Here is a 14,326-nt window from a genome sequence, read left to right on the forward strand (position 1 = left end):
CACATATCGAACCGGTTGAGCTCGCCCATGTCAAGATGTAGCCATGACTCCCTCGTCCTCCGCACGCCCGTACGGGGGCATCGACGCTGCCCAGCGCGTCGCCGAGCGCCGTGAGCGACTACTCGAGGCGGGGCTCGACCTGCTCGGATCGGCTGACGAAGGCTCGGCACTGACGGTGCGCGGCGTGTGCACCCGGGCTGGGCTCGTGGCCCGCTACTTCTACGAGGGATTCGCCGACAGCGACGCGCTCGCCGTCGCCGTCTACGAGCAGGTCGTGCAGGACCTGGTCGAGGATGCGCTCGCCGCCCTGACAGATGCGCCCGCCGACGATCGCGAGCAGATCCGGTTCGGACTCTCAGCGATCATCGACCACCTGGCCGACGACCCACGGCGCGGCAGGCTCATGTTCACCACCGCGGTGACACACCCTGCCCTTGCGGCCAAGCGGCTCGAGATGATGCGGATGTTTGCTGGCCTGCTCGCGACCCAGGCCCAGTCGTTCTACGACACCGATCCCAGCAGTCGACTCGACGCCGTGGCGCGTTTCCTGGTGGGCGGGTTCGGCGAGACCCTGACTGCGTGGCAGCACGGCGATCTCGACCTCAGCCAGGAAGACCTCGTCGAGGTCTGTCTCGAGCTGTTCGCTGCCTCCTTCACGTCGCTGGGAGCCTGAGCCGGTCAGAACGTGCCGTGCCTCCCCTCGCCATCGGCGAACCGCTGGGCGCCGTCCGCGCCCTCGGAGCGAACCATCGGCACGCCGTTCGCGCCCTCGGAGCGAAGGGCCGCATCGAGCGGCAGGTCCCACTGGCGGTAGGCCGAGGCCCGGTCGACCTTCATGCACTCCGCCGGAAAGGCGGCGATCTGCTCGGCGATGTGGTGCGCCACGGCGAGCGACTCCCCCACCGGCACGACCCGGTTCGCGAGTCCCATCTGCAGGGCCTCGTGCGCGCCGACCGGTCGGCCGGTCAGGATCATGTCCAGGGCCCGCCCCTGGCCCACGATGCGCGGGAGACGCACAGTGCCGCCGTCGATCAGCGGGACGCCCCAGCGCCGGCAGAACACACCGAAGATCGCGTCCTCCTCGACGACCCGCAGGTCCGCGAGCAGCGCAAGCTCCAGGCCGCCCGCCACGGCGTGCCCGGACACCGCCGCGATGACAGGCTTGCCGATTTCCATCCGACTGGGGCCCATCGGACCACTGCCCAGGCCATCGGGGTCGAGCTGGTTGCGTCGCTCCGGATCACCGACCGCGCTCAGGTCGGCGCCGGCGCAGAACGTGCCGCCCGCACCGGTCAGGACTGCGACGGCCAGTGTGTCGTCCTCGCCGAAACGCAGGAAGGCCTCGTGCAGCTCGGCGGCCATCGGCCCGTCGACCGCGTTGCGCACCTCGGGCCGATCCATTGTGATGGTGCAGATGCCTTCGTCGACATCGAAACGAACATGACTCATGCCGCCATTCTTGCCGCCCGGCCACTGGCTCCCCACCCGACCGCGCCTTTCGCAGCAGGAAGGTGCGGAAGTCGTGTCACGGAACGCTAGTGCCGCGTCCTGCCGGGCGAGCCTAGTTCCGCCCCGGCGCCCAGCCGGGCGGGGCCAGGACGTAGCCCAGCTTGTCGCGCAGGCGTCGCGTTCGCCTGACGTCGTCCCAGATCTTGACGTACTCGCCGTACTGCAGGGTCCACACGTTGTAGGTGCCGACGGGATAGGTCAGTCCGTACGTGGGTCGGTGCTGCTCGACCTGGAAGCTGCCGAAGAGCCGGTCCCACACGATCAGGATGCCGCCGTAGTTGCGGTCGAGATAGATCGGGTCCGAGCCGTGGTGCACCCGGTGGTGCGACGGCGTGTTGAACACGGCCTCCCACCAACGGGGGAATCGATCGATCCGCTCGGTGTGCAGGTGGAACTGCCAGATCAGGTTGAGTGAGAAGACGAAGTAGATCATCCACGGCGGCACGCCCAGCAGTGGGAGGGGCAGCCAGATCAGCACCTCGAACCACTGGTTCCACTTCTGCCGCAGTGCGGTGGAGAAGTTGAAGTAGACACTCGAGTGGTGAGCCTGGTGTCCCGCCCAGCCGATGCGGACCCGGTGCGCGAACCGGTGGTACGTGTACCAGAGCAGGTCGACACCGATGATGACCCCGACCCACGTCCACGGGTTGCTCGCCGAGAGGTGCCACGGCGCCAGGTGGACGTAGATCACGGTGTAGAGCAGGAACGCAGCGGTGCGGAACACCACCGAGAACCCCAGCGAACCGAGGAACATCGTCAGACTCGTCCGGGTGTCCTCCTTGAGGTAGCCCATTCCGGGCCGGTCCCCACTCGCTTCGGCCTCCTGCTTGTCGTGCGCATCCTCGCGGCGCACGGCCGCCATCTCGATGACCATGAACAGCAGGAAGAACGGCACCGCGGCACCAGCCGGGTCACTCAGGTTGTGCTTGAAGGCTTCCCACATCGGGCCATCGTGGCACGCGGGCGGGTCTAAGGTCGTCGTATGCTCACGACATGTCCGACCTGACGATCCTTCACCACACCGGATGCTCGACATCCCGCCACGCGGTCGAGGCAGTTGATGCCATCGGTCTCGATGCCGCCGTCGTGACCTACCTCAGCCACCCGCTGGACCGAGCGGCGCTGCTCGACCTGATCGGCAAGCTCGAGGATCCTCCTGCCGACTTGGTCCGCAAGGACGCCTTCTTCCAGGGGCTCGGCCTCGACCCCGGCGACCACCAGACCCCCGAGGCCGTGGCGGACCTGCTGGTCAAGCACCCTCGCCTGATGCAGCGACCGGTCCTGGTCCGCGGTGACCGCGCCATCATCGGTCGCCCCAAGGATCGGGTCGCCGACTTCCTGGCGTGACGCGCTAGACCGCGGGCGCGGCGAACTGCGCCGCGTAGAGCCGTTCGTACGCTCCCCCAGCGGCTCGCAACGAGTTGTGGGTGCCCTGCTCGACGATCTGACCGCTTTCCATCACCACGATGTGGTCAGCGTCGCGAATCGTCGACAGCCGATGCGCGATGACGAAGGACGTCCGCCCCGACCGCAGCTGCTCCATCGCACCCTGGACGAGCGCCTCGGTCCGGGTGTCGACCGAGCTGGTCGCCTCATCCAGCACCAGGATCGCCGGGTCGGCGAGGAAGGCACGAGCGATCGTCAGGAGCTGCCGCTGGCCGGCGCTGACATTGGCGCCCTCGTCCTCGATCACGGTGTCGTAGCCATCGGGCAGAGTCCGCACGAAGTGGTCGACGAAGGCCGCCTCGGCTGCCTCGATCACCCGCTCCTCGGAGGCTCGGTGAGCGCCGTACGCGATGTTGTCGCGGATTGAGCCCTTGAACAGCCAAGTGTCCTGAAGGACCACGCCGAAATTCTCCCGCAGGGGACCTCGATCCATCCGGGCGATGTCGATGCCGTCGAGCGTGATGCGCCCCGACTGGACGTCGTAGAACCGGAGCACAAGATTGGTCAGTGTCGTCTTGCCGGCGCCGGTCGGCCCGACGATGGCCACGGTCTGACCGGGCTCGGCGACCAGGTCGAGGTGCTCGATCAACGGCTGCTCGGGGTTGTAGGAGAACGAGACGTCCTCGAAGACGACCCGTCCGCGAACGGGATCGGGGAACGGCGCGTCGGCCTCGTCGGGCCGCTCCTCCTCCTCGTCGAGCAGGGCGAACACCCGCTCGGCCGAGGCGACACCCGACTGCAGCAGGTTGACCATTGCCGCGACCTGCGTCAGCGGCTGGGTGAACTGCCGGGAGTACTGGATGAACGCCTGTACCTCGCCGATGCTGAGCGACCCGGACGCGACCCGCAGGCCCCCGATCACGGCCACCAGCACGTAGTTGATGTTGGCGACGAACATCATGACGGGCTGGATCACGCCCGAGATGAACTGTGCCCTGAATGATGCCGCGAACACCGCCTCGTTGCGAGCGTCGAACTCGTGCCGCGCCTCCTGCTGACGACCGAACACCTTGACGACCTCGTGACCCGTGAAGACCTCCTCGATGTGGCCGTTGAGGCGTCCCGTCGCGCCCCACTGCTTCATGAACTCGGGCTGCGATCGCTTGGTGACGCTCTTGGTGATCATGAACGCCAACGGCAGGGTCAGCAGAGCCACGATCGCGAGCAGCGGCGAGATGACCATCATCATCACGAGCGTGCCGATGACCATCAACACCGAGGTGAGCAGCTGGCTCATGGTCTGCTGGAACGACTGCGCGATGTTGTCGATGTCATTGGTCGTGCGCGACAGGACCTCGCCGCGGTCGGTGCGATCGAAGTACGCCAGCGGGAGCCGGTTGACCTTGGCCTCGACGTCGTCACGCAGATCGGCGACGGTGCGCTGCACGACGATCGTCGTGAGCCGCCCCTGGAACCACTGCAGCAGGGATGCGAAGACGTACAGGACCAGGACCCCGCCGAGCACCCAGGACAGGCTCGTGAAGTCGATGCCGGACCCCGGCTGCAGGTCGACCGAGGAGATCAGCGACGCCAGCTTGTCGTTGCCGTCTGCGCGAAGCTGCGCGACGACCTCCGCCTTGGTGGCGCCGGCAGGGAACTGGTCGGACAGGTAGCCCGTGAAGACGATGTCCGTCGCATGGCCAAGCACCCGCGGTCCGACGACCGACAGCGACGTCGCGATGACCCCGAACGCCACGACTCCCCACACCACGACGGGATCGCGCCACAGTCGATCGGCCATGCGCCGCAGGGAGCCCTTGAAGTCCCTGGCGCGCGCCGGCGGCATGCCCATCCCCGCCAGCGCCGGTCCGCCCGGTCCCCGGCCGCTCATGCCGTCCCCGTCGTCGGGAAACCACGATACGAAGCCGACGGCATGATCGCTGCCTCACAACTCGCTCGCTGCCGCTCGCTCATGCTCCCGCCTCCTCGAGCGTGAGCTGGGACAGCACGATCTCGCGGTAGACCTCGCAGGTCTGCATCAAGCCCAGGTGCGTCCCGGTGCCGACCACGCGGCCCTCGTCAAGGACGACGATGCGGTCGGCTCCTCGGATCGTCGAGACCCGCTGCGCGACGACCACGACCGCAGCATCGGCGGTCACGGTGCGCAACGAGGCGCGAAGGGCAGCGTCCGTCCCATAGTCCAATGCCGAGAACGAGTCGTCGAACAGGTAGATGCTCGGCTTCTTGATGATCGCGCGCGCGATCGCCAGCCGCTGGCGTTGCCCGCCGGACACGTTGGTGCCGCCCTGGGAGATCGGCGCGTCGAGCCGCTCCGGCATCGCGGTCACGAAGTCGGTGGCCTGTGCGATCTCGAGCGCGGCCCAGACCTCATCGTCGGTGGCGTCCGGCCGGCCGTAGCGAAGATTGGAGCCGACCGTTCCGGAGAACAGAAACGGTCGCTGCGGCACCAGCCCGATCGAAGCCCACACATCCTCGGGGTGCATCGAGCGTACGTCGCGGCCGTCGATCGAGACCGACCCCGCGGTGACGTCGAACAGGCGCGGGATGAGGCCCAGCAGCGTCGACTTGCCGCTGCCGGTCGAACCGATGATCGCGGTCATTTCACCGGGCCGGGCCATCAGGTCGATCTCGTGGAGGACGTCGTGCTCCGCGCCGGGAAACGCGAACGACGCCGCCGTGATGTCGATCCGTCCCCCGTCGAGGACTACTGGCCGCGCGTCGTCGGGTGCGCGAACGCTGGGTTCGGTCTCGAGGACCTCGGTGATCCGCTCGGCGGACACCTCGGCGCGCGGCCACAGCATCAGCATGAAGGTCGCCATCATGACCGCCATGAGGATCTGGACAAGGTAGTTCTGGAACGCCGTGAGGGTGCCGACGTCCAGATCTCCGCTGCCGACGCGATAGCCGCCCAACCAGGTCGCGAGCACGACCGAGACGTTCATGATCAGCATGACGATCGGGAACATCATCGACATCAGCCGGCCGACGGCGATCGCGACCTCCATGTTGGCGCGGTTGGCGTCGCCGAAGCGCTCCGCCTCGTGCTCCTCCTTGACGAATGCCCGGATGACACGGATGCCCATGATCTGCTCACGCATCACGCCGTTGATCCCGTCGATCTTGACCTGCATCAGTCCGAACAACGGCCGCATCTGGCGGATCACCAGTCCGACGCTGATGATCAGGGCCGGGATCACGAGGAGCAGCAGCCCGGACAGCTCAACGTCCTGCCGCAGCGCCATGAAAATGCCGCCGATGGACATGATGGGCGCCGTGACGAGCAGCGTGAGCGCCATGAACACGATGAGCTGCACCTGCTGGACGTCGTTGGTCGAGCGGGTGATCAGGGTCGGCGCACCGAGCTCGGCCATCTCACGGGCCGCAAAGGTCTCGACCTTGCCGAAGACGCCGGCCCGCAGGTCCCGCCCGAGCGCCATGGCGGTCCGTGCGCCGAAGTAGACCGCGACGACCGTGCACACGACCTGCACGACCGTGATCGCGAGCATGATGATCCCCGTACGGATGATGAATCCGGTGTCGCCGGCCACGACGCCCTTGTCGATGATGTCGGCGTTGAGTCCGGGGAGATAGAGGTTGGCGAGCGTCTGGATCAGCTGGAAGAGCAGGACCAGGGCGATGGGCCGCTTGTAGGGCGCGAGGTACGTCCTCAACAGCGGAATCAGCATTGCCTCAGGCTATCTCGCGCCAGAACGCCCTGAGTCTGACGTGCGCGGGGTCGCTGAGCTGGATTCCGGACCGTAGACGTCACGGTCAGTGGGTTGGGGGGAGGTCGGCTAGCGACACGAAGGCTTCCACAATCTCGGCCGGGGTGGGGGTGATGTCAAAGGCCCAACCGTTCTCGTCCTCCTCGAGCGGTTCGAGGGTCCGCTCCTGCGACTCCAGCAGCGACGACGGCATGAAGTGCTCGCGGTGCTCCATGCGGGACTTGATCAGGTCGTGATCGCCCACCAGGTGCAGGAAGTGTGTGCGAGGCGCAGCATCGACCAGCACCTCGCGGTACGCGCGACGGAGCGCGGAGCAGCTGATCACTCCCCCCGAGGCACCGCGCGCGGCAAGCCAGCGACCGATCTCGGCGAGCCACGGCCAGCGGTCCTCGTCGGTCAAGGGCGCCCCCGCCGACATCTTGGCGATGTTGGCCTCGGAGTGGAAATCGTCTCCGTCGGCGTAGTCCAGCGAGAAGCGATCGGCCAGCTCGTGCCCGACCACCGACTTGCCGACGCCCGAGATGCCCATGACCACGACGAGTGGAGGTGACTTCATCTCTTGACGCTAAGCCTTGCGGCGCCGCGGCGCACTCCCTGGGGGATCATCCCACCAGGGTCACATCAGGTCCTTGAGCTCCTTGGGCAGCTCGAAGTCCTGACTGCCGCCGGCGGGGAATCCGAACGCATTGGCGCCGTCGTCCTTGGGCGCCGCTCCGGTCGCTGCGGCCGCTCGCTTGGCCGGATTGCCCGACACCCGTTTGCCCTTCTTCTTCTGCTGCGGCTTCTGCTTGGCGGCGGTGCGCTGGCCCGCACCCGGGATCCCCGGCATGCCGGGCATCCCGCCACCCTTGGCCATCTGCTGCATCATCTTGCGGGCGTCGAAGAACCGGTCGACGAGACCGTTGACGTCCTTGACCTGGGTGCCCGAACCCTTCGAGATGCGGATCCGGCGCGAACCGTCGATCATCTTGGGGTTGGTGCGCTCGGCCGGGGTCATCGACAAGATGATCGCCTTGATCCGATCGACCTCGCGCTCGTCGAAGTTGGCGAGCTGGTCCTTGTACTGGCCCATTCCCGGGATCAGGCCCATGATCTTGGACATCGAGCCCATCTTGGAGATGGCTTCCATCTGCTTGAGGAAGTCGTCGAGCGTGAACGACCCGCCCATGAGCTTCTCGGCGTCCTTGGCCGCCTGCTCGGAGTCCATGACCTTCTCGGCCTGCTCGATCAGGGTCAGCATGTCGCCCATGTCGAGGATGCGCCCGGCCATGCGGTCGGGGTGGAACGCATCGAAGTCGGTCAGCTTTTCACCGGTCGACGCGAACATGATGGGTCGGCCGGTGACCGAGCGGACCGACAGTGCGGCACCGCCTCGGGCGTCACCGTCGAGCTTGGTCAGCACGACACCCGTGAAGTCGACCCCCTCAAGGAAGGCCTGCGCCGTGACGACGGCGTCCTGACCGATCATCGAGTCGATCACGAACAGGACCTCGTCCGGATCGACCGCCGCACGGATGTCGGCGGCCTGCTGCATCAGCTCGGTGTCGATGCCCAGTCGTCCGGCGGTGTCTACGATGACGACGTCGTGCAACGTGCGACGGGCCTCGGCCAGACCGCTCGTGGCGACTTCGACCGGATCGCCGACGCCATTGCCCGGCTCTGGCGCAAAGACCGTGACACCGGCCTGGTCGCCGACGACCTGAAGCTGCGTGACGGCGTTGGGGCGCTGGAGGTCAGCCGCGACGAGCATCGGCGACTTGCCCTGGGACTTGAGCCACAGCCCGAGCTTGCCGGCCAGCGTCGTCTTGCCGGCGCCCTGGAGGCCGGCCAGCATGATGACGGTAGGACCGTTCTTGGCGTATCGGATCCGGCGAGTCTCGCCACCGAGGATCGTGATGAGCTCGTCGTTGACGATCTTGATGACCTGCTGAGCGGGGTTGAGCGCCTGGCTCACCTCGGCGCCACGGGCCCGCTCCTTGACGTTCGCAATGAAGTCGCGCACCACCGGGACGGCGACATCGGCGTCGAGCAGCGCGATCCGGATCTCGCGTGCGACGGCATCGATGTCGGCCTCGGAGAGTCGACCCTTGCCGCGCAGGTTCTTGAACGCTGACTGCAGGCGGTCTTGCAGGGTGTCGAACATACGTCGGTCGTCGTCCTTGGATGGAAGAATGGGGTCTGGTCAACTCTAACCGAGAGGCCTGCGTACCTCGTCCGTGTGGGCCGTCATCACCGCGGTGGTCCCCTGGTCAGGCCAGCGCCGTCGCAAGGCCGTCCCGCAGTGAGGTTGCGGTCGTGTCGTCGAGCGGGTGCCCTTCCACGTCGACGACGTAGAAGACATCGCGGACCTCTTCGCCGTAGGTCGACATGTGCGCCGACCGGATCGAGAGTCCCAACGAGGCGATCTGGTCGCACACGGTCCAGACCAGGCCGCGCCGGTCCTGCGCCCGCACCTCCAGCAGCGTGGCGGTGTCGGACAGCTGGTCGAGCACCCGGACTCTGGCGTCCGGAGCATCGGCGATCGAGGTCAGCTCCAGCCGACCCGCGAGGTCGAGCTCACCGGCCATCGCCGGGCGCAGGCGATCGGTCAGCCGGGCGGTGTCCAGATCGGGCCGCGAGACCTCCCACAGCGACACCGCTGCATCGCCCCGGGTCACGGTGCGGGCGGACCGGATTGCCAGGCCGGCCAGGGCCAGCCCACCGGCAAGATCTGCCATGACACCGCGGCGGTTCGAGGTGAGGATCGTCAGCAGGGACCCACCCTGGTGGGGCTCGACCGTTAGCACGAAGTCAGCCGGACCCAACGTCCCGTGGTCGGGGATCGGTACGGTCGCGGGCCACCCCTCGTACTCCTCGGCGGGCACCACCACGGTGCCGTCCAGGACACCGCGGACCTTCTCGACAAGCCCGCGGACCAGGCCCCTGCGCCACGCTGTCCAGGCTGTCGGGCCAGTGGCCTGGGCATCAGATGCGGTCAGTGCGGCGAGCAGGTCGAGGAAGTCCTCGGTCTCGACGATCTCGGCGACGTTGGCCGCGGTCGACGGGTCCTCGATGTCGCGCCGCGTCGCGATCGTCGGCAGCAGCAGGTGCCACCGCACGAGCCGGCCGATGACGATCGAGTCCGCGCTGCTGAATCCCCACCGCCGGGCGATGTCGGCGGCTATCGGCTGGCCGACCTCGGAGTGGTCTCCCTCGACGCCCTTGCCGATGTCGTGCAGGAGCGCCGCGACGGCCAGGAGGTCGGGACGTGCCACGTCGCGCTTGACCGCCGCGGCGAAGACGCAGGTCTCGAGGCTGTGCCGGTCGACCGTGAAGCGGTGGACCGGCGATGACGAGCCGCGCAGGCGAATCGCCTCCCACTCCGGCAGCAGCCGATCCACGACACCCGCGAAGTCCAGCTCGTCCCACACCCGAACGAGACCCGCACCCGAAGTCAGCAGGTCGACCATGAGCCGCGAGGACGACGGCGGCCACGGGTCCGGGAACATGCCCATCGAACGCGCCAACCGGGCGGCCGAGCCTGGGCTGAGCGGCATGCGGCCGCGGGCGGCTGCGGCCGCCGCACGGAGCGCAACCTCCGGATCGGCGCTCGGATCGGCCTTGGCCGTCACGATGACCTCGCCGTCGAGCACCCCGACACCATCGGACAACGGCGCGACCAGCGGGCCGGTCGCCGTGATCGCCCGACGCCGGGCCGGGGTCAGGGCCCTGTCGATCTTGTGCCACGACAGTGCGGCGAGGTGCGCAATGCGTCGACCGATCTCCCGCGTGTGCAGATCGAGCTCCTCTGCACCCATGCCGAGATAGCGGGCGACGTCCGGGATGCTGTCGGCGTTGAGTCGATCGACCCGTCGACCGGCGGTCTCGTGCAGCGCATCGCGCACGTCGAGCAGGTCCGAGCGCAGCGACTCGGACTCGCCGTGGGGCACATCGATCAGCCAGGTCGCGACCAACGCCCGCAAGATGACGCTGTCGCGCAGGCCGCCGCCGGACTCCTTGAGATCGGGCACCGCCGCGTGCGCTAGCCAGCCCGCACGCTCGATGCGGTCGTTGCGGGCCTGACGTACCTGGTCGACCCGGGCCCGCGCATCGCGCCTCCAGTCCGCCAGGACCTGGGAGCGGAGCGTCAGGACGAGTCCGGCGTCGCCGGCCACGGTCCGGGCGTCGAGCATGCCCATCGCTGCACGGTGGTCAGTCGCTGCGGTCTCGCGCATCTGTGTCGCGTCGCGGACCGAGTGGTCGAGCGCAACGCCGTCGTTCCACAACGGGTACCAGATCGCCTCCGCGACCTGGCGCACGACGGCCTCGTCGATCGTCGGGTCGTGCAGCAGGACGACGTCGAGATCGCTGAACGGGGACAGCTCGGAGCGGCCGTAGCCACCCACCGCGACCAGAGCGAGCTTCGGGCCTTCGCGCGGGTCGGTGCCGTCCGCCGGCACCGCGGCGGAGAACAGCCCGCGCAACCGGCGGTCGGCAGCCAGCGCCCGGTCGCTGCGCCGCTGGGCCAGCTCATGCGGGCCGGGGACGATGTGGTCGGACACGGCCTAGCGCGCGGACCGGTCGACCGGCACGCGAATCGATCCCCGCGAACGCGGCTGGGCGGCCGCCGTGTGGAGCTTCATGATCGGACTCCTTGCCGAGGTGCGGGTCGCCGAGCGACGATCCCGTGATCGTAGGCGGTCTCGAGGCGCTGGATCTGGTCGATCATCGCCCGGACCGGGCGATGGCGCGGCACCGTGTCGGCGCCGCGCCATCGCTGGGTCATGCTGTGCGGCTAGAGGGCCGCCTCGTCGGTCTCGCCCGTGCGCACGCGCACAACCGAGTCGACCGGGATGACCCAGACCTTGCCGTCACCGATCTTGCCGGTCTGCGCTGCTCCGGTGATCGTGCTGACCACGCTCGCGACGTCTGCGTCGTCGACGACGACCTCGAGGCGGATCTTGGGGACCAGCGAGACGTCGTACTCGGCACCGCGGTAGACCTCGGTATGTCCCTTCTGCTGGCCGTAGCCGCTCGCTTCGGTCACCGTCATGCCGGCGACACCGGCTGCGGCGAGAGCCTCGCGGACCTCTTCCCACTTGTGCGGCTTGATGACCGCGGTTACCAGCTTCATGTTTCAGACTCCCGTCTTCAGAGCGGACCCGCCGAGGATTCCGGCTTCGTCGTACGCGGTCTCGAGGTGCTCGACCTGGTCGATGCCGAGGACTTCGTCCTCTTCACTGATGCGGAACCCGATCGTCATGTCGATCAACTTACCGATGATGTACGTCAGCACGAAGGAGTAGCCCAGCACCACGAACGCGGCGACGGCCTGCTTGCCGAGCTGGCTCAGGTCTCCACCGTAGAAGAGGCCGATGTCACCCGTCGCGAGGAAACCGATCAGCAGCGTGCCGATCAGACCACCCACGAGGTGGACACCCACGACGTCGAGCGAGTCGTCATAGCCGAACTTGTACTTGAGGCCGACTGCCAGAGCACACAGCGCTCCGGCGATGACGCCGAGGGCGATCGAGCCGACCGGTGACAGCGCCCCGGCGGCCGGGGTGATCGCCACAAGTCCGGCGATGGCACCGGACGCGCCGCCAAGGCTGGTGGCCTTCTTGTCGCGAATCGCCTCCACCAGGAGCCAGCCCAGGATTGCCGCGCCGGTGGCAACTGTCGTGTTGACCAGAGCCAGCCCTGCCAGTCCGTTCGCGCCAACTGCCGAGCCGGCGTTGAAGCCGATCCAGCCGAACCAGAGGAGTCCCGCACCCAGCAGGACGAACGGCAGGTTGTGCGGGCGCATGGGGTCACGCTTCCACCCCGTGCGCTTGCCCAGGACCAGCGCTAGCGCGAGACCGGCTGCACCGGCGTTGATGTGGACCGCGGTACCGCCGGCGAAGTCGAGTGCCTCGAGCTTGGTCGCGATCCAGCCGCCGTTGTCGCCGAAGTCGAAGACCCAGTGCGCGACCGGGAAGTAGACGACCGAGACCCAGATGACGATGAACAGCGCCCACGCGCCGAACTTCGCACGGTCAGCGATCGCACCGCTGATCAGCGCGACCGTGATGATTGCGAACATCAGCTGGAAGCCGACGAAGACGTACTCGGGGATCGTCCCGTACGCCGTGTCGACGGCGATGTTGTTCAGGCCGAGGCGCTCGAAGCCGCCCAGCAGACCGTTGCCGCCGGGGCTGAATGCGAACGAGTAGCCGTACAGGACCCACAGCACCGGCACGATGGCCAGACCCATGAAGCTCATCATCATCATGTTGAGGACGGTCTTGGAGCGGACCATGCCGCCATAGAAGAACGCCAGTCCTGGCGTCATGAGTAGAACCAAGGCCGAGCTGGCCAGGATCCATGCAGTATCGCCGGTATCCATGAAACCTCCGGTTGAAAGTGTGTGTTGCCGCAGGCAGAGGAACTGCCTACCGGGCTACACACTGGGTGCCGGGGGTTTCAGGGTGCGGGCCGTGATGTTGCCCTCAGGTCACAAATGCCGCTGTCGTGTAAACAGCGTGTTACGCAGGCGGGGCTACTCGAGCAGGGCGTCGACGAACTCTGCTGGATCGAATGGTGCGAGGTCATCGGCTCCCTCGCCGAGCCCCACGAACTTGACCGGGACACCGAGCTCGCGCTGCACAGCGATCACGATGCCACCCTTGGCGGTGCCGTCGAGCTTGGTCAGCACGATGCCTGTGACATCGACGACCTCGCCGAACACCCGTGCCTGGGTCAGCCCGTTCTGCCCCGTCGTCGCGTCGATGACGAGCAGGACCTCGGTGACCGGCGCCTGCTTCTCGATGACCCGCTTGACCTTGCCGAGCTCGTCCATCAGTCCGGCCTTGGTGTGCAGCCGCCCAGCGGTGTCGACCAGCACGACGTCGGTGCCGTCGGCGATGCCACGCTGGACCGCCTCGAAGCCGACGCTGGCCGGGTCGCCGCCCTCAGGGCCGCGGACCGTCGGTACGCCGACCCGCTCGCCCCAGGTCTGCAGCTGGTCGGCCGCAGCGGCGCGGAACGTGTCCGCAGCGCCGAGCACGACGGACTTGTCCTCGGCAACCAGGACGCGGGCGAGTCGGCCGACCGTAGTGGTCTTGCCGGTGCCGTTGACACCGACGACCAGCACGACACCGGGCTTGCCGTCCGTGCCGGTCGAGATCAACGTGCGGTCCAACGAAGGGCCGATCAGTCCGATGAGTTCCTCCCGGAGCGCGGCCTTGGCCCGGGCCGGGTCGTCGATGCCCTCGACCTGCATGCGGGTCCTGAGGTTGGTGACCAGCTGGTCGGTCGCCGTCACGCCGACGTCGGCGGCGAGCAGGGTGTCCTCGATCTCCTCCCACGCGGCATCGTCCAGGGTCGAGCGGCTGAGCACCGCCAGCAAACCTTTGCCGAGCGAGCCCTGGGAGCGGGCCAGCCGGGCACGCAGCCGGACGAGGCGTCCCTGCGTCGACTCGGGGCGCTCGATCGTGTCGACGGCCGTGTCGGAGGCCGAGTCGGAGGCCGGGGACTCCTCCGGCGCGAGCTCGTCCTCGAGGTGCGGCTCGGGGTGCTCGGGATGCTCGATGACCTCCTCGGTCACCCGATCCAACTCGGATGGCGGCGGCAGCTCCTTACGGCCGCGGCCGATGACGAGGGCGGCACCGGCACCGAGCACGACGACGGCGACGAGAATGATCAGGAGCAGCACAGTCAGGGTCACC

General features: G+C 67.8%; 12 protein-coding genes. 2 read left to right on the top strand and 10 right to left on the bottom strand.

The features are described from left to right. Positions 1 to 43 precede the first annotated feature (43 nt). Positions 44 to 673, top strand: coding sequence for a TetR/AcrR family transcriptional regulator (locus C6I20_RS09785; RefSeq protein WP_118395792.1), 630 nt, complete (start codon positions 44 to 46; stop codon positions 671 to 673). A 5-nt stretch (positions 674 to 678) separates the two neighbouring features. Here the strand turns inward: C6I20_RS09785 and C6I20_RS09790 are convergent, their stop codons facing one another. Further along, entirely contained in the window at positions 679 to 1,449 is a 771-nt protein-coding gene (locus tag C6I20_RS09790; protein ID WP_118398795.1) for a crotonase/enoyl-CoA hydratase family protein, read from the bottom strand. 112 nt (positions 1,450 to 1,561) lie between these two features. Then, positions 1,562 to 2,452, bottom strand: coding sequence for a sterol desaturase family protein (locus tag C6I20_RS09795; RefSeq protein WP_118395793.1), 891 nt, complete (start codon positions 2,450 to 2,452; stop codon positions 1,562 to 1,564). Between the two features lie 50 nt (positions 2,453 to 2,502). Between C6I20_RS09795 and C6I20_RS09800 the strand changes: the two genes are divergently transcribed. Continuing rightward, positions 2,503 to 2,856 carry an ArsC/Spx/MgsR family protein gene (locus C6I20_RS09800; protein ID WP_118395794.1) on the top strand — a complete coding sequence of 118 codons (354 nt, stop codon included), beginning with the start codon at positions 2,503 to 2,505 and terminating at the stop codon, positions 2,854 to 2,856. Between the two features lie 4 nt (positions 2,857 to 2,860). On the opposite strand, the gene C6I20_RS09805 is transcribed toward C6I20_RS09800, so the two are convergent. The 8 genes from C6I20_RS09805 to ftsY all read right to left on the bottom strand — a co-directional run bounded on the left by C6I20_RS09805 (position 2,861) and on the right by ftsY (position 14,325). Beyond that, on the bottom strand, positions 2,861 to 4,786 hold the full coding sequence (locus C6I20_RS09805) for an ABC transporter ATP-binding protein (protein WP_254052100.1): 1,926 nt from the start codon (positions 4,784 to 4,786) through the stop codon (positions 2,861 to 2,863). Between the two features lie 79 nt (positions 4,787 to 4,865). Next, a complete protein-coding gene (locus C6I20_RS09810) occupies positions 4,866 to 6,602 on the bottom strand; it encodes an ABC transporter ATP-binding protein (protein WP_118395795.1) in 1,737 nt (578 codons plus the stop codon). An 85-nt stretch (positions 6,603 to 6,687) separates the two neighbouring features. After that, positions 6,688 to 7,197, bottom strand: coding sequence for a gluconokinase (locus tag C6I20_RS09815; protein ID WP_118395796.1), 510 nt, complete (start codon positions 7,195 to 7,197; stop codon positions 6,688 to 6,690). 60 nt (positions 7,198 to 7,257) lie between these two features. After that, entirely contained in the window at positions 7,258 to 8,784 is a 1,527-nt protein-coding gene (gene ffh, locus C6I20_RS09820) for a signal recognition particle protein (RefSeq protein ID WP_118395797.1), read from the bottom strand. Between the two features lie 106 nt (positions 8,785 to 8,890). Next, entirely contained in the window at positions 8,891 to 11,182 is a 2,292-nt protein-coding gene (locus C6I20_RS09825) for a [protein-PII] uridylyltransferase (RefSeq protein ID WP_118395798.1), read from the bottom strand. 233 nt (positions 11,183 to 11,415) lie between these two features. Next, entirely contained in the window at positions 11,416 to 11,754 is a 339-nt protein-coding gene (locus C6I20_RS09830; RefSeq protein ID WP_118395799.1) for a P-II family nitrogen regulator, read from the bottom strand. 3 nt (positions 11,755 to 11,757) lie between these two features. Then, complete coding sequence (locus tag C6I20_RS09835; protein ID WP_118395800.1) at positions 11,758 to 13,005, bottom strand: ammonium transporter; 1,248 nt, start codon at positions 13,003 to 13,005, stop codon at positions 11,758 to 11,760. Positions 13,006 to 13,158: 153 nt separating this feature from the next. Beyond that, positions 13,159 to 14,325 (bottom strand): signal recognition particle-docking protein FtsY, encoded by a 1,167-nt coding sequence (gene ftsY, locus C6I20_RS09840; RefSeq protein WP_216822846.1) that lies wholly within the window; start codon positions 14,323 to 14,325, stop codon positions 13,159 to 13,161. Position 14,326 lies beyond the last annotated feature (1 nt).

Source organism: Aeromicrobium sp. A1-2, assembly GCF_003443875.1.
In the GTDB taxonomy this organism is placed as follows: domain Bacteria; phylum Actinomycetota; class Actinomycetes; order Propionibacteriales; family Nocardioidaceae; genus Aeromicrobium.

Excerpts from the sequence above, each read along its gene's own strand:
- C6I20_RS09785 (WP_118395792.1), top strand. The coding sequence starts at position 44 with ATGACTCCCTCGTCCTCCGCACGCCCGTACGGGGGCATCGACGCTGCC.
- C6I20_RS09790 (WP_118398795.1), bottom strand. The coding sequence starts at position 1,449 with ATGAGTCATGTTCGTTTCGATGTCGACGAAGGCATCTGCACCATCACA.
- C6I20_RS09795 (WP_118395793.1), bottom strand. The coding sequence starts at position 2,452 with ATGTGGGAAGCCTTCAAGCACAACCTGAGTGACCCGGCTGGTGCCGCG.
- C6I20_RS09800 (WP_118395794.1), top strand. The coding sequence starts at position 2,503 with ATGTCCGACCTGACGATCCTTCACCACACCGGATGCTCGACATCCCGC.
- C6I20_RS09805 (WP_254052100.1), bottom strand. The coding sequence starts at position 4,786 with ATGAGCGGCCGGGGACCGGGCGGACCGGCGCTGGCGGGGATGGGCATG.
- C6I20_RS09810 (WP_118395795.1), bottom strand. The coding sequence starts at position 6,602 with ATGCTGATTCCGCTGTTGAGGACGTACCTCGCGCCCTACAAGCGGCCC.
- C6I20_RS09815 (WP_118395796.1), bottom strand. The coding sequence starts at position 7,197 with ATGAAGTCACCTCCACTCGTCGTGGTCATGGGCATCTCGGGCGTCGGC.
- ffh (WP_118395797.1), bottom strand. The coding sequence starts at position 8,784 with ATGTTCGACACCCTGCAAGACCGCCTGCAGTCAGCGTTCAAGAACCTG.
- C6I20_RS09830 (WP_118395799.1), bottom strand. The coding sequence starts at position 11,754 with ATGAAGCTGGTAACCGCGGTCATCAAGCCGCACAAGTGGGAAGAGGTC.
- C6I20_RS09835 (WP_118395800.1), bottom strand. The coding sequence starts at position 13,005 with ATGGATACCGGCGATACTGCATGGATCCTGGCCAGCTCGGCCTTGGTT.